At 64.2% G+C, this 17,767-nt stretch carries 20 protein-coding genes; 7 read left to right on the top strand and 13 right to left on the bottom strand.

Annotated features, from left to right (window positions below):
- Positions 1-342: 342 nt before the first annotated feature.
- From QMG80_RS19315 to QMG80_RS19295, 5 genes are all read right to left on the bottom strand, one after another.
- Positions 343-948, bottom strand: a complete 606-nt coding sequence (locus QMG80_RS19315) for a thiamine phosphate synthase (RefSeq protein WP_085770647.1) — start codon at positions 946-948, stop codon at positions 343-345.
- Positions 945-1,724, bottom strand: coding sequence for a thiazole synthase (locus QMG80_RS19310; RefSeq protein WP_102938169.1), 780 nt, complete (start codon positions 1,722-1,724; stop codon positions 945-947). Before QMG80_RS19310 ends, QMG80_RS19315 begins: the two co-directional genes overlap by 4 nt.
- A 15-nt stretch (positions 1,725-1,739) precedes the next feature.
- The gene (thiS, locus tag QMG80_RS19305; RefSeq protein ID WP_085770645.1) at positions 1,740-1,937 is read right to left on the bottom strand and encodes a sulfur carrier protein ThiS; all 198 of its coding nucleotides are present in this window, start codon (positions 1,935-1,937) and stop codon (positions 1,740-1,742) included.
- A complete protein-coding gene (locus QMG80_RS19300; protein WP_085770644.1) occupies positions 1,921-2,919 on the bottom strand; it encodes an FAD-dependent oxidoreductase in 999 nt (332 codons plus the stop codon). Before QMG80_RS19300 ends, thiS begins: the two co-directional genes overlap by 17 nt.
- A gap of 253 nt (positions 2,920-3,172) precedes the next feature.
- Complete coding sequence (locus tag QMG80_RS19295) at positions 3,173-3,574, bottom strand: DUF3775 domain-containing protein (RefSeq protein WP_085770643.1); 402 nt, start codon at positions 3,572-3,574, stop codon at positions 3,173-3,175.
- A 176-nt stretch (positions 3,575-3,750) separates the two neighbouring features.
- On the opposite strand from QMG80_RS19295, the gene QMG80_RS19290 reads away from it, so the two are divergent.
- The 3 genes from QMG80_RS19290 to arsC all read left to right on the top strand — a co-directional run bounded on the left by QMG80_RS19290 (position 3,751) and on the right by arsC (position 6,717).
- Positions 3,751-5,103, top strand: a complete 1,353-nt coding sequence (locus QMG80_RS19290) for a cobyrinic acid a,c-diamide synthase CobB (protein WP_085770642.1) — start codon at positions 3,751-3,753, stop codon at positions 5,101-5,103.
- A gap of 465 nt (positions 5,104-5,568) precedes the next feature.
- On the top strand, positions 5,569-6,345 hold the full coding sequence (gene tam, locus QMG80_RS19285; RefSeq protein ID WP_085770640.1) for a trans-aconitate 2-methyltransferase: 777 nt from the start codon (positions 5,569-5,571) through the stop codon (positions 6,343-6,345).
- Positions 6,346-6,369: 24 nt separating this feature from the next.
- Positions 6,370-6,717 carry an arsenate reductase (glutaredoxin) gene (gene arsC, locus QMG80_RS19280; protein ID WP_085770639.1) on the top strand — a complete coding sequence of 116 codons (348 nt, stop codon included), beginning with the start codon at positions 6,370-6,372 and terminating at the stop codon, positions 6,715-6,717.
- A gap of 44 nt (positions 6,718-6,761) precedes the next feature.
- Here arsC and rnhA read toward each other — a convergent pair whose 3' ends face one another.
- Genes rnhA through ispH form a run of 3 tightly spaced genes read right to left on the bottom strand, consistent with a single transcriptional unit; the run spans position 6,762 to position 9,268 of the window.
- Entirely contained in the window at positions 6,762-7,250 is a 489-nt protein-coding gene (rnhA, locus tag QMG80_RS19275; RefSeq protein ID WP_085770638.1) for a ribonuclease HI, read from the bottom strand.
- 33 nt (positions 7,251-7,283) lie between these two features.
- Positions 7,284-8,249 (bottom strand): homoserine kinase, encoded by a 966-nt coding sequence (gene thrB, locus QMG80_RS19270; RefSeq protein ID WP_085770637.1) that lies wholly within the window; start codon positions 8,247-8,249, stop codon positions 7,284-7,286.
- A gap of 50 nt (positions 8,250-8,299) precedes the next feature.
- Positions 8,300-9,268: a 4-hydroxy-3-methylbut-2-enyl diphosphate reductase gene (gene ispH / locus QMG80_RS19265; protein ID WP_085770636.1), complete on the bottom strand. Its 969-nt coding sequence runs from the start codon at positions 9,266-9,268 to the stop codon at positions 8,300-8,302.
- Between the two features lie 745 nt (positions 9,269-10,013).
- On the opposite strand from ispH, the gene tsaD reads away from it, so the two are divergent.
- Positions 10,014-11,090 (top strand): tRNA (adenosine(37)-N6)-threonylcarbamoyltransferase complex transferase subunit TsaD, encoded by a 1,077-nt coding sequence (gene tsaD / locus QMG80_RS19260; protein ID WP_085770634.1) that lies wholly within the window; start codon positions 10,014-10,016, stop codon positions 11,088-11,090.
- Positions 11,087-12,076: an NAD(P)H-dependent glycerol-3-phosphate dehydrogenase gene (locus tag QMG80_RS19255; RefSeq protein ID WP_085770633.1), complete on the top strand. Its 990-nt coding sequence runs from the start codon at positions 11,087-11,089 to the stop codon at positions 12,074-12,076. The genes tsaD and QMG80_RS19255 overlap by 4 nt, the downstream gene beginning before the upstream one ends.
- A 40-nt stretch (positions 12,077-12,116) precedes the next feature.
- Here the strand turns inward: QMG80_RS19255 and QMG80_RS19250 are convergent, their stop codons facing one another.
- Positions 12,117-12,548: a CBS domain-containing protein gene (locus tag QMG80_RS19250; RefSeq protein ID WP_085770632.1), complete on the bottom strand. Its 432-nt coding sequence runs from the start codon at positions 12,546-12,548 to the stop codon at positions 12,117-12,119.
- A 246-nt stretch (positions 12,549-12,794) separates the two neighbouring features.
- On the opposite strand from QMG80_RS19250, the gene QMG80_RS19245 reads away from it, so the two are divergent.
- Positions 12,795-14,189 carry a bifunctional enoyl-CoA hydratase/phosphate acetyltransferase gene (locus tag QMG80_RS19245; RefSeq protein ID WP_085770631.1) on the top strand — a complete coding sequence of 465 codons (1,395 nt, stop codon included), beginning with the start codon at positions 12,795-12,797 and terminating at the stop codon, positions 14,187-14,189.
- Between the two features lie 87 nt (positions 14,190-14,276).
- Here the strand turns inward: QMG80_RS19245 and ctrA are convergent, their stop codons facing one another.
- From ctrA to QMG80_RS19225, 4 genes are all read right to left on the bottom strand, one after another.
- Positions 14,277-14,978 (bottom strand): response regulator transcription factor CtrA, encoded by a 702-nt coding sequence (ctrA, locus tag QMG80_RS19240; RefSeq protein ID WP_085770630.1) that lies wholly within the window; start codon positions 14,976-14,978, stop codon positions 14,277-14,279.
- 374 nt (positions 14,979-15,352) lie between these two features.
- Positions 15,353-15,631, bottom strand: coding sequence for a glutaredoxin 3 (grxC, locus tag QMG80_RS19235; protein ID WP_085770629.1), 279 nt, complete (start codon positions 15,629-15,631; stop codon positions 15,353-15,355).
- A gap of 200 nt (positions 15,632-15,831) precedes the next feature.
- Complete coding sequence (locus QMG80_RS19230) at positions 15,832-16,746, bottom strand: ROK family protein (RefSeq protein WP_085770628.1); 915 nt, start codon at positions 16,744-16,746, stop codon at positions 15,832-15,834.
- Positions 16,743-17,543, bottom strand: a complete 801-nt coding sequence (locus tag QMG80_RS19225; protein ID WP_085770627.1) for a pentapeptide repeat-containing protein — start codon at positions 17,541-17,543, stop codon at positions 16,743-16,745. Before QMG80_RS19225 ends, QMG80_RS19230 begins: the two co-directional genes overlap by 4 nt.
- Between QMG80_RS19225 and QMG80_RS19220 the strand changes: the two genes are divergently transcribed.
- Positions 17,542-17,682, top strand: a complete 141-nt coding sequence (locus QMG80_RS19220; protein WP_158658607.1) for a hypothetical protein — start codon at positions 17,542-17,544, stop codon at positions 17,680-17,682. The two genes, QMG80_RS19225 and QMG80_RS19220, sit on opposite strands and share 2 nt — an antisense overlap.
- Positions 17,683-17,767: the final 85 nt, after the last annotated feature.

Here is a 17,767-nt window from a genome sequence, read left to right as displayed (position 1 = left end):
CCCCTTGAGCGCCGGACTTTCGCAACGCCTGCGAGAGGAGCGTGACGCCACCGGGTTGAGTAGGGTCAGGCGCGAACGCGCCGGGACACTAAGCCCCGAGGTCCGGGACGCCGGTCTGTGGGGCTCTCAGATTCGAGCTTACCTAGCCTCTATCCGATACCTGGCTGCATGGCCTAACGGCGCCGGATGAGGAACTCACTGGTCAAACCTCCAGAAACTTCGCTACAGAGCGAAAAGTGACGGCCCCGTCAGCCCAGCGCTGCGGGGCCTTAATTTCTCTTGGTGACAAACGCTCTTCAGCGCCGCGCAGACGAACAGATCGCGTCGGCGCAAGTTTCCCGCTCATCGTAACAACGCCGTCGCAGCGAGCCATTGCTGCGCGCGTGCTTCGGGATTGGCGTGACGGAGCACGTCGGTCACGACGCAAGCGCTGTCGGCGCCGGCTTTCAAGCAGGCCTGAGCGCGTTCGGGCGTCAGCCCGCCAATGGCGACGAGCGGGATCGCCCCGAGCTTCGCCTTCCATTCGCCGATCCGCGCGAGGCCTTGAGGCGCAACGGTCATCGCCTTCAGCACTGTCGGATAGATCGGGCCGAGAGCGATATAGTTCGGGGAAAGCGCAAGCGCTCTATCGAGCTCCGCTTCGTCATGGGTGGAGACGCCCAGCCTGACGCCCGCGGCTCTGATCGCCTCGAGATCCGCGCTGTCCAGATCGCCTTGGCCGAGATGCACGAAATCGCATCCTTCTTCGATCGCCAGCCGCCAGTAGTCATTGACGATGAGCGTGGCGCCATGGCGGGCGCACAGGCGCAAGGATGCGCGAATGGCGTCGCGCAACTCGCCATCGGTTCGATCCTTGATGCGCAGCTGCACGAGCTTCACGCCCAAAGGCAGCAGGCGTTCGAGCCAAAGCGCATCATCGACGATCAGATAAAAAGGATCGAGCTTCACGCCCCGTCCTCGGCAAAGGCGCGACCCAGCACGGGGGTTGACGCTTCCGCGAAGTCGCGCGGGGTCATGAGCCCGGCCCGATGCGCGCGCCTTCCCGCGTCGATCGCCAGAGCGAAGGCCCGCGCCATCTCGACAGGGTCCGCAGCGCGCGCCACGGCCGTGTTCAGCAGCGCGGCGTCGAAGCCAAGCTCCAAGACCGCCGCCGCATGGGAGGGGGCGCCGAGCCCCGCATCGACGATAAGGGGCGTGTCCTTGAAGCGCGCGCGCAAAGCCCGGAGGCCGAAGAGATTGTTGATTCCACGTCCTGAGCCGATCGGCGCGGCCCAGGGCATCAGCACCCGGCAGCCCGCCTCGAGGAGCCTTTCGGCGACCGAAAGGTCCTCCGTCGTATAGGGGAAGACGCGAAACCCTTCGTTCGAAAGCGCGCGCGCAGCTTCGACGAGGCCGAATGGCTCCGGCTGCAGGAGATCCTCGTCGCCCGTCACCTCGAGCTTGATCCACTCCGTGCCGAAGACTTCGCGCGCCATTTGCGCGGTGACAATGGCTTCCTTCGCGGTGCGGCAGCCCGCGGTGTTTGGCAGCACCCGGGCGCCGGAGGCGCGCACGAGCTCCCAAAAGGTCTCGCCGCCGCGCGCGCGCCCCGCTTCGCGGCGTAGCGAGACAGTGACGATCTCAGCCCGCGACGCCTCGATCGCCTTCGCAAGAATGGCGGGCGAAGGATAACGCGCCGTGCCGAGCAACAGCCGCGACGAGAAACTTTCGCCATAGAGCGTCAGCGAGTCCAAGAAGTCCTAACCCCCCTGCTTGGGCGAGACGATCTCCACGCAGTCGCCTTCCTTCAGCCTCGTCTGGGCGCGTGCGTCTTTACGCACGAATTCGCGATTGAGCGCCGTGGCGTAAGGCCCGTCGCCATAGTCGAGCTCGGCGAGCAGCGCTTCAAGCGTGACGGCCGCAACCGTGCGCATCTCGCCATTAATTCGGATATTCATTGCATATCTCCTCGAACCAGGCGTCCTCGAGCAGCATGCGCGCGGCGCGGCGCGCCAGCGCGGGGGCGAGGAGAAAGCCGTGTCGAAAAAGCCCGTTTACATAGAGCGTTTTGCCGCGCCGGGTCAGCCGCGGCAGATTATCGGGGAATGCCGGCCGCAGGTCCGAGCCCGTCTCGACGATCTCGGCTTCCGCGAAGGCCGGATGGATTGCATAGGCGGTGTTGACGAGCTCCACGAGGGAACGCGCGGTGACGCGGGGTTGCTCCTCGTTCTCGATCATCGTCGCGCCGATCATGAAGAGTCCTTGACCGCGCGGGACGACGTAGGCCGGGCGCTTCGGGTGCAGCATGCGCACCGGGCGAGAGAGCGTGATTTCGCGCGTGCGCAGAACGAGCATTTCGCCCTTGACGCCGCGGAGGTTCTTGAACGCGTCGCGGGCCGCGAAGCCCCGGCAATCCACGGTCCAATCCGCGTCGCCCGAGGGCGACGCGTCGAAGCGGAGCGTAACGTTCGGCAATTCGCCCAGCCTTTCGGCGAGCGCCGTCATGGCGAGCGCTGGATCGAGATGCGCCTCCTTCGCGAAGAAAAGGGCGGAGTCGAAACGCTCCGCTAAATCGGGCTCAAGCTCGCCGAGCGCTGCGACGTCCAGCGACTGGAAATTTTCCGTTCGGCGCGAAAAGTCGAGAAGCTCGGCCCTTTCGCGGGGGGCTGCGACGACGAGGCTCCCATTCGTGGTCGCGACCGGAACGTCCGTGGTCCAGAAATCGAGCGCCTCCTGGCCGAGCTGGGCGACGATCGGCTCGGCGGTCTCGAGCTCGCACCAGGGCGCGATCATGCCGCCAGCGTAGCGTGAGCAGCCGCGGCCGGGAGCCGGCTCGCGCTCGACGAGCGCGACAGCAACGCCGCTCTCTAATCCTCGGCGGGCAATCTCATAGGCGACCGTAAGCCCCGCGACGCCGGCGCCAACCACTTCAACGCGCATCGCCGGGCCGCTCTCGTATAGGGATCAAGGGCCCTCCCTCCGCCGGTTCCAACCGGATCAGGTTCGAAGGGTCGCCGACCCGCGCCCGAAGCAGCGCGCCCTCGGCCTCTCAGCCCCGGCGACGATCTCGGGCGGGGCTCCCCTGGCGAGAAGGAACATGGGCCGCGAAAGCGGGCGCGTCAATGAGGCCGATGCGCCGCGCGGGGCGAGCAAGGGAGGGCTCGGCCGGCGTCCTTGCGGCGCGAAGACCCGCCTACTGGCGGTCTGTCGCATAGCCCTCGCAGCTCTCGCCGAATTCCGCGAGTCCGTCTTCAAGAAAGGACGAGAGCAGCGGGATGCCGAGCAGATAGGCCGAGGTCGGGCCTTTGCGTCTCTCGCGCGCCTCTTTGACCGCGGCTTTCCATTCCTCGGCGGAGAAATCGCCGCGGCCGACCCAGGCGAGCGCCACGAGCTCGCATTGCTCGTCCTCATCCATCGAGTCGATCGCGGCCTTCACCTCGGCGCGCACCGTCTGATAGGCCTCCTCCGTCATGATGCTCGTGAATTTGTCGTCTGTCTCATTGGAGGCGTCGGCGTCGACGCCTTCGTCCTCGCATTCGAGCTCGCGCGCCTTGACGATGACGAAGCAGACTTTTTCTGTGTTGATGTCTGGCATCTCAAAGACCTCCGACTGGCCGAACGTCCCGCCGCCGCTGCGTCGGCTGTGATGTCGCCCTTGAGAAATAGGCGCGCAGGTCACGATGACGAGCGGATGCTCCGTCGACGCGACCCAACCCTCGCGCTCTTTTCCGGCGCTTGGCCAAAGGCCTGTCCTCGCGATAAGACGTCGGCGTGACCCCTGATATCGCCCCGGGCCTCATCCTTGCCGCGCTGCGTTCCGGCGCCGGCAAAACCACGCTGGCGCTCGGCGCCATGCGCGCCCTGACGCGACGAGGTCTGAGGGTCGCGCCCGCTAAATGCGGTCCGGATTACATCGACCCCGCCTTCCACGCCGCGGCGACCGGGCGCGCCAGCATCAACCTCGACGGTTGGGCGATGGACGCAAGCCTGCTCTTCCATCTCTGCGCGCGCGCAGCCGAGCAGGCTGACGTCGTGATCGCCGAAGGGGCTATGGGCCTCTTCGATGGGGCCCCGCCGCTGGACTTTGCGAGCGGCGCCGCCGCTGACATTGCGGGCCTCATGCGCTGGCCGGTGGTGCTCATTCTCGACGTTTCGGGGCAGGGACAATCGGCTGCGGTCCTCGCACGCGGCGCGGCCGCGCATGATCCGCGCGTTTCCATCGCCGGCGTCGTCCTGAACAAGGTCGCCTCCGAGCGACATCGTAAGCTTTGCTCCGACGCCATTGAGGCTTTGGGCGTTCCAGTGTTCGGCGCGCTTCCGAGGGTCGAGGCCCTGGCGCTGCCGGAGCGCCACCTGGGCCTCGTGCAGGCCGCCGAGACGGAGGGCCTCGCGGCGCGGCTCGACGGTCTCGCCGATTTCGTCGAGACGAATGTCGATCTCGATGCGATCCTGGCTTGCGCCGCAGGAGGGGCGGGCCGACAGGCAATGCAGGATATCCAAACCACGCCTCCTGGACAGCGCATCGCCATCGCGCGTGATGCGGCCTTTTCCTTCCATTATCCGCATCTGCTGGAGGGCTGGCGCGAGGCCGGCGCCGAGCTCTTTTTCTTCTCTCCCCTCGCCGACGAGCCTCCCCCTGAAGCCTGCGACTTCTGCTGGCTCGCCGGCGGATACCCCGAACTCCACGCGGGCCGCATCGCCGCCGCGCAAGTCTTCCTCGAAGGCTTGCGTTGCTTCGCGCGGGATCGGCCGGTGCATGGCGAATGCGGGGGCTACATGGCGCTCGGCGACGGCCTCGTCGACGCTGTTGGCGCGAGACACGCGATGGCCGGCCTACTTAGGCTCGAAACGAGTTTTTCGCAGCGCAAACTCACTCTTGGCTACAGGCGGGCGACTCTCCTCGCGCCGCATGCGCTCGGCGCGAGCGGGGCGATCCTCTATGGCCACGAGTTTCATTACGCGGTGACCCTGCGCGAGGAAGGTGAGGCATTCGCTGAGGTTCGAGACGCTTATTCGCAAGATGCGCGTCGCTGCGGGCTGCGGAGGGGAACCGTCAGCGGCTCCTTCTTTCATCTGCTCGCGACAAAAAAAGGGGCCACCGACGAGGCGGTGGCCCGAGTCTAGGGAGGAAACGCCCAAGGAGGGCATCGAAGCAAGAGCAATCTCGCTGCGATGCAATTTTAATAATGTTGCGTCGCACAAAAGTCAAGATCGAAGCTGACTCAAATTGTCCAATTTGCCGGCAGGGCCGTAGTCGAAATTTGGGCAGGATAGGCGAGAGCGTCGACGGCGACCCCACAGGGCCTTGGCGCGCGGCGGATCGATCCTTTCAGCGAAGCTCCAGGCGGCTCTCTCGGCAGCGACGGCGTTTAAGCAGATTTACCAAGGGCATAGGGCGCTCTATGCTCTCTCTTCAAAAAGTGGCGACGCCTATCTATTTCTTAACAAGGACGACGCGCTGCGACGCCTCGCAATCTTCCCCATGCGAAAGGGGGGCGGACAGAACAAAGCGGCGAGCGTAGGCGGCGCCGTCCTATCAGATCAGAGACGGCCGGAGGATCAGTTCTCCGTGGAGGGGGGAGAGTCGATTTGCTGGAATGGAGTTCCGAACTCTATCTGAAATTCGAGGAGGAGCGCACGCGCGCGGCTCGCGATCTGCTGTCACGCGCGCCCGACTTCGAGCCGAAAATCGTCGTCGATCTCGGCTGCGGGCCGGGCAACAGCACGTTGCTGCTGCGCAGCCGCTTTCCCGACGCCACGATCATCGGCATCGACAATTCGAGCAATATGCTGAACGTCGCCCAATCGCGGGTTCCCTCGGCGAGCTTCATACAGGCGGACATCGCGCACTGGCGCCCGGAAACTCCGCCCGACTTCCTCTTCGCCAATGCGGCTTTGCATTTCGTGCCCGATCACTATGCGCTGATCCAGCGCCTTGTGTCGACGCTCGCGCCCAGTGGCGTCATCGCCGTGCAAATGCCAAACAGCACGCATCAGGCGTCGCATGCGCTGATGCGGATGATCTCGGCGGAGGGACCCTGGGCCGATCGCCTCCTGCCCATCGCAAAGTCGAGGCCGCCCATTGGCCCCGCGGAGGAATATTATCGGCTGCTGACACCGCTTTGCGCGCGCGTCGACATCTGGGAGACGAGCTATATCCATCCTGTCGACGGACCCGACCAGATCGTGGAATGGTTCGAAGGCGCGGAGTTGCGCCCCTTTCTCGACCCTCTGACCGAAGAGGAGCGCTCGGTCTTCCTTGCGCGCTATCGACAGGAACTGGGGGCGTCCTACGATCGCCAACCGGACGGTCGCCTCCTGCTGCACTATCCGCGTCTTTTTTTCGTCGCGCGCGCTAAGGGCTAACGAAACTTTGGGAGCCCCCTCGGAATGACGGTCACGATCTATCACAATCCCGCCTGCGGAACCTCGCGCAATGTGTTGGGCATGCTCCGCGAGCGCGGCGTCGAGCTGAACGTCGTCGAGTATCTCAAGACGCCCCCGAGCGCGGCAAAGTTAAAGTCGCTTTTGGCGCTGATGGGAATTTCGGCTCGCGAGCTGCTCAGGAAGCGAGGCGGTCCTTATGAAGAGCTCAATCTCGACGACCCCAAGTGGAGCGAAGCCGATCTGATCGACTTCATGGTGAAGCGCCCGCTGCTCATCGAACGGCCGATCGTCGAGACGCCGAAAGGCGCGAGACTTTGCCGGCCGAAGGAGAAGGTGCTGGAAATCCTGTAGAATTCGCGTGCTCTTCCGCCGACCGAGATGGGTCGGCAGTGCAATCAAGAGAGCTTCGCCGCGTCGCCCGTCAGACGCGTCGTCTCAGCGCGGCCGCCCCGCCGCCGCTCCACAGCGCTGCGCGCCAGCCCGTCTACGCGTTCGTTCATTGCGTCGCCGGCATGGCCTTTGACCCAGCGCCAATCGATTTGATGACGCTCGGCGGCGGCCTCCAGCCTTTGCCAAAGATCGATGTTTTTGACCGGTTTCCGGTCGGCCGTCTTCCAGCCTCGCGCCTTCCAGGCGCGTATCCACTGGGTGACGCCGTTGCGCAGATACTGGGAGTCGGTATGGAGCGTCACGTCGCAAGGCCGCGTCAGCGCTTCGAGCGCCGCGATCGCCGCCATCAGCTCCATACGATTATTGGTCGTCGCATCCTCGCCGCCGGAAATTTCCTTCTCGCGACCGCCAAAGCGCAGGATCGCGCCATAACCGCCGGGCCCTGGATTGCCCGAGCAGGCGCCGTCCGTCCAGATCTCGACGCCGCCCGTCATCTTAGCCTACGGCCTGCGCCGCCGAGCGAGCAATCACAGCTCCAGATCGTAGTCGCGCACATGGCTCGTCCCCTTGTGGAATTTAAGCTTTGCGAGATATTCGCGCGGGTCCTTGGGGCGGACGAGGGCGCCTTCCGGAACCGACAGCGCATCGACGAAACGCGTGAGCAGGAAACGCAGCGCGGCGCCGCGGAGAAGAACGGGAAAGGCTGAAATCTCTCGCGCGTCGAGCGGACGAATGCGCTGATAGGCTTGCACGAGCGCGCGGCCTTTCGCCGGAATATACGTCCAGTCGGCGTCGAAGCACCAAGCGTTGAACGAGATCGCGAGATCATAAGCAAAGGCGTCGCAGCAGGCGAAATAGAAGTCGATCAGTCCCGAGACACGCTCGCCGAGAAAAAAGACGTTGTCGGGGAAGAGGTCCGCGTGGATGACGCCGCAGGGAAGGTCGCGCGGCCAGCTTTCCTCAAGCGCCGCAAGCTCGGCCGCAATGAGCGCCCCCATGCCTGGCTCGACCCCGTCGGCTTCATGCTCATGATCGGCAAACAGCGCGCGCCAGCCGTCAAGCGAAAGCGCATTGGCTCGTCTTAGGCCAAAGCCAGCCCCGGCGAGGTGGAAGCGCGCCATGGATTCGCCCAGCGCCGCGCAATTGCTCGCGTTGGGATGCTGCACCGCATAGCCTTCGAGGAAGGTGACAATCGCGGCCGGCCGTCCCACGAGCCGTCCGAGGGCTTTGCCTTCGCGATCCTTGACTGGCAGCGGGCAAGAGACTCCTTGCGCCGACAGGTGCTCCATGAGGGAGAGGAAGAAAGGCAGATCCTGCTCAGCCACCCGCTTCTCGTAGAGCGTGAGGATGAAATAGCCCGATTCCAGATGAAGAAAATAGTTCGAATTCTCGACGCCCTCGGCGATGCCCTTGCAGGAGAGCAGCGCTCCCAGCTCATAACGGGCAAGGAAGGTGAGGAGCTCTTCGTCGCTGACTTCCGTGTAAACTGCCATGGCGCTCTGGCGATCGGGAGGGAATTAGCTCATCGCCCCGGCTGGAGGCGTCAGGCGATGGCCCGAAGCTCGCGCGGGAGAGGGAAGGAGACGTTCTCGTCGGCAGCCGAAATGGTCTCGACCGTGATCTCGAAACGCTCGGCGAAAGCGTCCATGATCTCCTCGACGAGCACTTCGGGCGCGGAGGCGCCGGCCGTGATGCCAAGCCTCCTGACCGAGCCAAAGACTTTCCAGTCGATCTCGCTTCGTCCCTGCACGAGCCGGGCGGGCGCCCCGGAACGCTCCGCGACCTCGCGCAGCCTCTGCGAGTTGGAGGAATTGGGCGAGCCGACGACGAGCACCGCGTCCACTTGAGGGGCGACGCGCTTCACCGCCGCTTGGCGATTGGTGGTCGCGTAGCAGATGTCTTCTTTGTGGGGCCCCACGATGTTCGGAAAGCGCTTGGTCAGCGCTCCGATGACCTCTTGAGAGTCATCGAGAGAAAGCGTGGTCTGGGTGGCATAAGCGAGGTTTTCCTCCTCGCCGAGGGCGAGCGCCTCGACGTCGGCGACGGATTCGATGAGCATCACGGCGCCCTCGGGCAACTGCCCCATCGTGCCGACGACCTCTGGGTGCCCGGCGTGACCAACGAGCAGCACGCGGCGTCCGCGTCGATGGTGAATCTCGGCTTCGCGATGCACCTTCGTGACGAGCGGGCAGGTCGCGTCTATCGCGAGCAGATTGCGCCCCGCCGCCTCCGCGGAAACGGATTTCGGAACGCCGTGGGCCGAGAAGATCACAGGCGCTTCGGTGTTGGGAACTTCCGCGAGCGCCTCGACGAAGATCGCGCCCTTCGCCTTCAACGCTTCGACGACATAACGGTTGTGGACGATCTCGTGGCGCACGTAGACCGGCGCGCCGTAGACCGCCAGCGCCCGCTCGACCGCGTCTATGGCGCGCACGACGCCGGCGCAAAAGCCGCGCGGCGAACAGAGCAAGATCTTGAGCGGCGGCTTCTCGTTGCGGGACTGCGGGTTCATCGTGGCTCTCTTTGCGAAAGCTTTGCGGGAACCAGCGCGCGGCGCAGCCGGAGCGGCGTCACGCGAGGCCTTGGGCCGAACTGATGTCGCGCCCGCTGGGGCGTGTCAAGTTGGCCAATGCGAGCTAACCGCAATCGAGAGGACTCGTATTTATCGGCTTGAACGAACCCCTCGCGCCTTCCGAACCCTGGTCTCAAACGGCATAGGGATTGTACGCTCGTCCCTCCGAGAGACTGCGGCGGCGCGTCTGGAAAAAGGGGTCAAAAATCACGTGCGCGGCGAAAGGGCGTGATTCGCGGGAAAGCCGCTCCCTGCGAAGAAGGGGGGAACTCGAGGACGCCGTCTCGTGATTGCCTTGCTTTGAGTTGGAGGAAATTTCAAAATCGACCAACCACATTCGCTGTCTCCAAAAACAAAAGGACCGCTTTGGGCTGTGAGCCGCGCCCCAAGATTGAAGCTTGAGGCGGGCAGTGAATACAGCACGCCAGAGCTTTTGACTGTTGCAGAAAAGCCACAGTGGTAAACAAAATTTTATTGAGCCGATCGCGCGGTTCACTTTTGTTCTGATTTCGCCGACCCCAACCGGCGCCGGCGATGCAAGCGGGTCTCCGTCCGAGCGGGCCCCATTCTTGAGGAATCGCCTCGCTTTTGATCGGGTGCTGCTTCATATGATTTCGTTCGCGCGGAAACCGCGCTAAGGGGTGCATGTGCTGCGCGATTCACCGCTCGCGCCAAAAGGGTGACGATGCGCGTAATTGGAATTGAATCGACCTGCGACGAGACCGCTGCGGCCGTCGTCGAGGAAAAACTGGGCGGTGTCGGCGCTGAGATTCTCTCCAATGAGGTGATGAGTCAGATCGCCCGTCACGCGGCCTATGGCGGTGTGGTGCCTGAGATCGCCGCGCGGGCGCATATCGAGGTCCTCGACAGGCTTATCGGGCGCGCGCTCGCAGACGCCCGGACGGAAATCGGGCAGCTCGACGCCATCGCGGCCGCGGCCGGTCCCGGCCTCATCGGCGGCGTGCTCGTGGGACTGACGGCCGGCAAAGCCTTGGCGCTGGCGGCGAAAAAGCCTTTTATCGCGGTCAATCATATCGAAGCGCATGCGCTCACCGCCCGGCTCACGGAGGGCTTGGGCTTTCCTTATCTCGCGCTGATCGCCTCGGGCGGCCACACGCAGATCGTCGCGGTGCGGGGCGTCGGCGACTACCAAAGGATTGGCGCGACGATGGACGACGCCGCGGGCGAGGCGTTCGACAAGGTCGGCAAGATGCTGGGTCTTCCGTACCCCGGTGGTCCAGAGCTGGAGGCCTTGGCTCGCCAAGGTGACGCGCAACGCTTCGATTTTCCGCGGCCGATGATTGGCAGGCCGGAAGCCGACTTCTCGTTTTCCGGCCTGAAGACTGCGGCGCGGCAGGCGCTTCTGCGTTTGGGCGGCGCATTGAGCGAGGTGGACAGGCGCGATCTCGCCGCTTCCTTCCAGGCTGCCGTCGTGGACGTCGTGATCGATCGGCTGCGCGTGGCGCTGCGCATTTTCAGCAAAACCGACGAACGCCTCCAAGGCTTGGCGATAGGCGGCGGCGTCTGCGCCAACATGGCGCTGCGTGAGGCGTTGTCGCGGCTTTGTGGGGAATCGGGGTTGCGGCTCGCAATGCCGCCTCCTGAGCTTTGCGCGGACAACGGCGCCATGATCGCCTTCGCCGGCCTCGAGCGTTTCAAGCTTGGGTTCGTCGACGATCTTTCCTTTGCGCCGCAGCCGCGTTGGCCGCTCGAAACCGCCCACCGACCCGCGGCGGCCGTCAGGAAGTCTGCAAGTCCATGACGCGCGCTTGCGTCATGACGCTCGGAGCCGGCGCCTGGGGGACCGCGCTCGCCAACGTGGCCGCCGTCGGCCGCGAGCGGGTTCCGCTCTGGGGCCGAGATGCGGCCCATATCGCGGCGCTCGCCCAGGAGCGCGAGAACGCCCGTTTCTTGCCCGGCTTGAGGCTCGCGGAAGCCGTCGCGCCCACCGACAGTCTTTCCGCAGTCCATGCCGCCGAGATCGTGCTTTGCGCAGCGCCGGCCCAGGCTGTGCGCAGCGTCGTCAAAGCGGCGAGTCCTCACCTCCGAGCGGGAACGGCCTTCGTTATCTGCGCCAAGGGAATCGAGCAGGGCACGCGCGCGTTCATGAGCGAAGTCGTGGCTGAAGAGGCTCCCCAGGTCGAGGTCGCCGTCCTTTCCGGCCCGAGCTTCGCGGCGGACGTCTGCAAAGGCTTGCCGACCGCAGTGACAGTCGCCGCCAATAGCGAAGCGCGCGCGCAGTGGCTTGCGGAGCAATTGTCTAGCCGCAGCTTTCGCCTTTATCGATCCCAGGACGTGCGCGGCGTCGAAATCGGCGGAGCGGTTAAGAATGTGCTCGCGATCGCCTGCGGCATGGCTTCGGGCCGCGGGCTGGGCGCCTCCGCAGGCGCAGCTCTCATCGCGCGCGGATTTGCCGAGCTTACGCGCCTCGGCGCCGCCTGGGGCGCGAGGACCGAAACTCTGATGGGTCTCTCCGGGCTGGGCGATCTGGTGCTGACCTGCGGCTCCAACCAATCGCGCAACTTCGCTCTCGGCGAAGCTCTGGGGCGTGGCGAAGCTTTGAGCGAGGCCAGGCATGGCAAGCTCGCGGAGGGCTCCTTCACGGCCTCCGCCCTGATGGAGATCGCCCGCGAGCGATCGGTTGAAATGCCGATCTCTCAGTCAGTCGCGGAAATCCTTGCCGGCAGGATCGATGTCGAGGCGGCGATCGAGGCGCTCCTCATGCGGCCGCTGCGGGCGGAGGGGTAGAAGCGGACCGCTGCCCCCGCCGCTCGCCATCCACCGCTATTCACGCGGTGGCGATATACTGATGGAGCGCCAAACGCTCCGCCTCGATCGTATCGATCCGATACTTCACAACGTCGCCGATCGAGACGAGGCCGACAATGTGGCCATCGCGCAGAACCGGCAGGTGCCGACGCCGCTCGATCGTCATCGTCTCCATGGCGTCGTCGACCGTGTCCTTTTCCGTCAAGAACCGGAAATTGCGTCCCATGTGGTTTGCGACGCTGTCTTCCAGAGCGTCGGCGCCACGCGCGCCGATCGCCGCCAGTATGTCGGTTTCGGAAACAACGCCGGCGACTTCACCCCAGCGATCGATCACGACGAGGGCGCCGATCCCGCGTCGCGCGAGCTCCGCCGCAACTTCCTTCAGCTTCTGCTCCGGAGTCGTCGTAAAAACTTCCGCCCCTTTCAGGGCGAGGATACGCGCAATGCTCATACTCCCCATCTCCCTCGCGTCGTCGGTTAGGTCCCCTTTGGGCGCATTCGGACCAACAGTTTTTAACGTTGTACGGTCGCAAGCGTTCCCTTCGACGCAACAATTTATTCGGTCTTTCGCAGTGGGCGCCGCATGTTGCTCCTTGCGTTCGGTTAGGACTGGCCAAGAGGACCAAAGGCCCAGAAGAGCAGGACAACGGCTCCGGCTTTCCCTAAAGAGAGGAGATCATTGTTCGGGAGGCGCCAAATGCGGTTCAGCGAAGATGCGTTCGACGCGCTCAAGCTTGGTGATTCTGCCGAAATTACGCGGAGTCTCGGAGATCCCTCAGGCGCCCCGACTGTTCTCTCCGTTGCGAGCGAAGCTGACAGCGAAGGTGACGCCGCTCATCTCGTCGCTCAAAGCGCCTGGCTGACGGCGCTCGTCTTGGAGGTCATTGACGCGCAACTCCCGGGTCCGGGCGCGCGCCTGAAGGGGTATCGCCTCGATTTCGAGGGTTCCTCGGCGTTCTCGGAGCCGGTCACAGCGCGCGTCACGCTGTGCGAGAAGATCGCCGAACCGAGAGAGATCGTTCTCGATTGCTTTTGCTTTGGTCAAGCGGGACAAACGCTCGCCAAGGGGCGCGCACGCGTGATTGCGCCGACGCGGAAGTCGCGGAAACAGCCCGTTGCGTCCAGCCCGTCGACCCATGAAGAGGGCGCGCGTTACCGCGAATTGATCACTGCCGCCAAGAAGCTGCCGCCGATTAGAACCGCCGTCGTCCATCCTTGCGACGAGGCGTCGCTTCTCGGCGCGCTCGAAGCCGGGCAAGAGGGGCTGATTGTTCCGATCCTCGTCGGGCCGGAGCAAAAGATCCGGGCCGCGGCCGAAGCGGCCGGATGCCGGCTCGATGGCGTCGAGCTGGTCTCTGCGCCGCACAGTCACGCCGCCGCAGAGCGCGCTGCGGCGCTGGCGCGTGAAGGCCGAGTCGAAGCGCTGATGAAGGGCGCGCTGCACACGGATGAGCTGATGGCGGCCGTCCTCGACACTGCGATGGGCCTGCGCACCGAACGGCGCATGAGCCATGTCTTCGCGATCGACGCGCCGAACTATCCGAAACCGCTCTTCATCAGCGATGCGGCAATCAACATCTATCCGGACCTGGAGACGAAGCGCGACATCGTGCAGAACGCGATCGACCTCGCGCGGGCGCTGATGATCGATCCGCCTAAGGTCGCGATCCTCTCGGCGGTCGAAACGGTCACGCCGAAGATCCCCTCGACAGTGGACGCTGCGGCCCTCTGTAAAATGGCGGATCGCGGCCAGATAACGGGCGGGATTCTCGACGGTCCGCTCGCTTTCGACAACGCGGTCTCCAGGGAAGCCGCGCGCGCCAAGGGGATCTATTCGTCCGTGGCTGGCGACGCCGACATTCTGATCGCGCCGGATCTCGAAGCCGGCAACATGCTGGCGAAGCAACTGGTCTATTTGGCGGACGCCGGCATCGCGGGGCTTGTGCTCGGGGCGCGGGTCCCGATCATGCTGACAAGCCGGGCCGACGGCGTGCTGTCCCGGCTTGCCTCCGCGGCGCTGGCGCAAATTTTCGCGCATTGGCGTAGCAGAGGAGGGTGGCGCAAGATCGAGAAGAAAGCCGAGGCTCAGTGAACCTTTGCGCGCTCCAAAAGAAAAAGCGCCTTCATGTTCGCCGCGTGAACATGAAGGCGCTCTTTGGCGGAGTTTTCAGAAGAAACCTTAAGCGGTGATGCGTTCGTCGGCCTCGGAGGGCTCGCGCAGGACATATCCACGGCCCCAGACCGTTTCGATATAGTTGCGGCCTTCGCTGGCGTTGGCAAGCTTCTTTCGGAGCTTGCAAATGAAGACGTCGATGATCTTCAGTTCCGGCTCGTCCATGCCGCCATAGAGGTGATTGAGGAACATCTCCTTGGTCAGCGTCGTGCCCTTGCGCAGCGAGAGCAGCTCCAGCATCTGATATTCCTTGCCGGTCAGATGCACTCGGGCGCCGCCCACTTCGACGGTCTTCTGGTCGAGATTGACGACGAGATCTCCCGTGGCGATGACCGACTGGGCGTGCCCCTTCGAGCGGCGCACAATCGCGTGGATGCGTGCGACGAGCTCGTCCTTGTGGAAAGGCTTGGTCAGATAGTCGTCGGCGCCGAACCCCAATCCCTTGACCTTGTCCTCGATGCCGGCCATGCCCGAGAGGATGAGGATTGGCGTCTTGACCTTGGCGACGCGGAGCGTGCGCAGCACCTCATAGCCCGACATGTCGGGAAGGTTCAGGTCGAGCAGAATGATGTCGTAATCATAGAGCTTGCCGAGATCGATGCCTTCCTCGCCGAGATCTGTCGTATAGACGTTGAAATTCTCGGATTTCAGCATGAGCTCGATGCTCTGAGCCGTCGCGCTATCGTCTTCGATCAGTAAAACGCGCATGTCAGTTCCCCACTGAGCCCTAGCTATAGCTTGCGACGATCCATTGCTGAGGTTGCCGGCGCGTGTCGCCAAACTCCCGTCGAACGCCACTTTGCCCGATTTAATTAACCCTAACTCTGCAATGGTTAAGAAAGCCTCACTGACGCTAGACAGACGTTGACAAAGCGCCGCGCCTTCCTGCCCCTCGCCTGTTCGGTCGAGCCTTCCAGACAGCGCTTTCGCTTCGGCCCGAATCAGACGCCTAGGATTGTATAACCCGCATCCGACCCGTCGTGAATCCGCTCCATGCGCGGATGCGCCGATATTTTGCCAAGCTCGCGCCTGGCCCTCGGGCTTCGGTCGAGCTTAAAGGCGGGCTGAAGCGAATGGGGGGATCAGGTGGAGGGGGCTTTTGGGGGGGCGGCGAGCAACGGGTCGAGACGACCCCCTTCCTCCAGCGCATAGAGGTCATCGCAGCCGCCGATGTGATGTTCGTCGATGAAAATCTGCGGAACGGTGCGGCGTCCGCCGGCCCGCACGCTCATCTTCGCGCGACCCTGAGGATCGCCATCGACGCTGATTTCCTCGAAGGTCACGCCCTTTTGACTAAGAAGCCGCTTGGCCGCGATGCAATAGGGGCAGGTAGCCGTGGTGTAGATGACGACTTTGGGCATCTGGAGTTCCGAAGAGTTGTGGACTTTCGTTTGGGCCTTGGCCTGGAATTCCGGGCGCTGGCCGGCCGAGGAACGGCTCGGCGACGACAGGGGGAAGTTTTAGTCGCGCCACCGCCTCGCGCACAACCTTAGAGCGCGATGAGAGAAAGCGGAAACCAGTTCTTCGCACAAATCGCGCCGCCCCTGTAAGGCGGCTCGTCTCAGCCAGCCTCCCATAGCCATGCCGCGCCCCGCACGCCACTGCTGTCGCCATGGCGATTTCGGACGATCGGCGTGGCCAGCGCATCGGTGAAGGCGTAATCTCCGACGAGCTTTTCCAAGCCCTCGTAGAGCCGGTCAATGTTGGAAACGCCGCCCCCGAGCACGATCATGTCGGGATCGACGATATTGACGACAGAGGCGAGCGCGCGCGCCAAACGGTCACGATAGGAGTCGAGCGCGTCGAGCGCCAAGGCTTCGCCATGGTCGGCGCGCCGCGCCACCTCTTCAGCCCCGACGCTTTCGCCGCTCTTTTCGCCATAGCGCAGGGCGAGCGCGCCGCCGCAAAGGAAAGTCTCGATGCAGCCCATGCGTCCGCAATAGCAACGGGGGCCGGGAAATTCATCGGGCGACATGCGGGGCAGGGGATTATGGCCCCATTCGCCGGCAATCGCATTGGCGCCTCGTAGAAGCGCGCCGCGCAACGTCAGACCGCCGCCGACGCCCGTGCCGAGGATGACGCCGAAGACGACGTCGCGCCCCTGTGCCGCGCCGTCTGTCGCTTCCGAGAGAGCGAAACAATTGGCGTCATTTTCAATTCGCGTCTCCCGCGCCAGGGCCTGCTCCAGGTCTTTGGCGAAGGGACGTTGATTCAGAACCAACGTATTGGAATTTCTTATGAACCCGCTCCTGGGAGAGATCCAGCCCGGCACGCCGACGCCGACCCGCGCCACTCCGCCCAGCTCGGCTTCAATCGCGTGGACGAGAGCGACGATGGTTGTAAGGATCGCCGCATAGTCGGAGGCGGGCGTGGGAACCCGCCGGCGCAGGAGCATTGCGCCAGAGGGGTCGATCGCGATCGCCTCTGTCTTCGTTCCGCCGAGGTCGACGCCGACGCGGAGCCGACCCGAACTCATCGGGTTTGCGCGCGATCGACGTTCCTGGCGTCCTTCAAGGCGGGCTTGGCGGCCTCGTCGATGCGCGCCTGGTCGAGATCCAGATCCATCGCCCGCACGCCGTCCCATTTCACGCCGGTGAAGTCTGCTCCCGACGCATCCGCGTCTTCGAGCGACGCTCCGGAAAAATTGGCCCGCCCTGCATGAAGGAAACGCAGATCGGCGTGGCTGAGATTGGCGGCTGTGAAATCGGCTTCCTCGGCGTTCGCGGCGCCCAGCACGGCGCGCATCAGCCCCATCGACTGATTTTTCATGTCCGATGAGAGATCCGCCTCGACGAATTTCGCCCGGCGCAGGCTGGCGCCCGTGAGGTCGCCCGTGACGCGGGCAAGCGAGAAGTCCGCATCGTCAGCGCGCACATGTTGCATTTGCGCCGAAAAAAGCCTCGCGTTGACGAGCGAAGCCCGGGAGAGATCCGCCTCCAATAGCCAAGCCTGATCGAGAATCGCATGGTCGAGCCTCGCGCCGACGAGACGGGTTCTCACGAGCCGCGCGGCGCGAAGGTTCACGTTGGAGAGATCGAGACCAGAGAGGTCGAGGCCGTTGAGGCTCTTTTCCGAAAGATCGAGCGGTGCGTCGGCCGTCCGCGCTCGAAGCGCCGCCTCGAGGGTTTCGCGCGTGAGCTCCGCCTGGGAATAGGCGGGCTGCGCAAGGTCCACCCCGCGCAGCATGTCCTGAGCGCGAGGCGGAGTCGCCACAAGAGCAAGAAGGCACAGAAAACCGCTCCTCGCAAAGCCAACGCCGTTCTTGCTTTTCATGGGTCTCCACGCTCTGATGGTGATGTGCGGCCAGCCGCCGCGCCTGCTCTATCCATTTGCCACGCCCGATGCAGCCTGGGGCGGCGGCGAGCGCCGCGCCCATCCGGCGCAGCTTATCAGACTCCAGGCGGCGATTTGATCGAAGCGGTAAATTCCCAGCTCGCTGAGCCTTTCCTCGCTATTGGCTGTGAAACGGCCAGAGCCTCGATCGTCACGTAGAAATG

The sequence above is a fragment of the Methylocystis bryophila genome (assembly GCF_027925445.1).
In the GTDB taxonomy this organism is placed as follows: Bacteria; Pseudomonadota; Alphaproteobacteria; order Rhizobiales; family Beijerinckiaceae; genus Methylocystis; species Methylocystis bryophila.
This window is presented reverse-complemented; position numbering and strand designations above follow the sequence as displayed.

What these genes read in the sequence shown, in the direction of transcription:
- thiS (WP_085770645.1), bottom strand. Translation starts at nt 1,937, where the DNA reads ATGAATATCCGAATTAATGGCGAGATGCGCACGGTTGCGGCCGTCACG.
- QMG80_RS19300 (WP_085770644.1), bottom strand. Translation starts at nt 2,919, where the DNA reads ATGCGCGTTGAAGTGGTTGGCGCCGGCGTCGCGGGGCTTACGGTCGCC.
- QMG80_RS19295 (WP_085770643.1), bottom strand. Translation starts at nt 3,574, where the DNA reads ATGCCAGACATCAACACAGAAAAAGTCTGCTTCGTCATCGTCAAGGCG.
- arsC (WP_085770639.1), top strand. Translation starts at nt 6,370, where the DNA reads ATGACGGTCACGATCTATCACAATCCCGCCTGCGGAACCTCGCGCAAT.
- rnhA (WP_085770638.1), bottom strand. Translation starts at nt 7,250, where the DNA reads ATGACGGGCGGCGTCGAGATCTGGACGGACGGCGCCTGCTCGGGCAAT.
- thrB (WP_085770637.1), bottom strand. Translation starts at nt 8,249, where the DNA reads ATGGCAGTTTACACGGAAGTCAGCGACGAAGAGCTCCTCACCTTCCTT.
- ispH (WP_085770636.1), bottom strand. Translation starts at nt 9,268, where the DNA reads ATGAACCCGCAGTCCCGCAACGAGAAGCCGCCGCTCAAGATCTTGCTC.
- tsaD (WP_085770634.1), top strand. Translation starts at nt 10,014, where the DNA reads ATGCGCGTAATTGGAATTGAATCGACCTGCGACGAGACCGCTGCGGCC.
- QMG80_RS19255 (WP_085770633.1), top strand. Translation starts at nt 11,087, where the DNA reads ATGACGCGCGCTTGCGTCATGACGCTCGGAGCCGGCGCCTGGGGGACC.
- QMG80_RS19250 (WP_085770632.1), bottom strand. Translation starts at nt 12,548, where the DNA reads ATGAGCATTGCGCGTATCCTCGCCCTGAAAGGGGCGGAAGTTTTTACG.
- QMG80_RS19245 (WP_085770631.1), top strand. Translation starts at nt 12,795, where the DNA reads ATGCGGTTCAGCGAAGATGCGTTCGACGCGCTCAAGCTTGGTGATTCT.
- ctrA (WP_085770630.1), bottom strand. Translation starts at nt 14,978, where the DNA reads ATGCGCGTTTTACTGATCGAAGACGATAGCGCGACGGCTCAGAGCATC.
- grxC (WP_085770629.1), bottom strand. Translation starts at nt 15,631, where the DNA reads ATGCCCAAAGTCGTCATCTACACCACGGCTACCTGCCCCTATTGCATC.
- QMG80_RS19230 (WP_085770628.1), bottom strand. Translation starts at nt 16,746, where the DNA reads ATGAGTTCGGGTCGGCTCCGCGTCGGCGTCGACCTCGGCGGAACGAAG.
- QMG80_RS19220 (WP_158658607.1), top strand. Translation starts at nt 17,542, where the DNA reads ATGGGTCTCCACGCTCTGATGGTGATGTGCGGCCAGCCGCCGCGCCTG.
- QMG80_RS19225 (WP_085770627.1), bottom strand. Translation starts at nt 17,543, where the DNA reads ATGAAAAGCAAGAACGGCGTTGGCTTTGCGAGGAGCGGTTTTCTGTGC.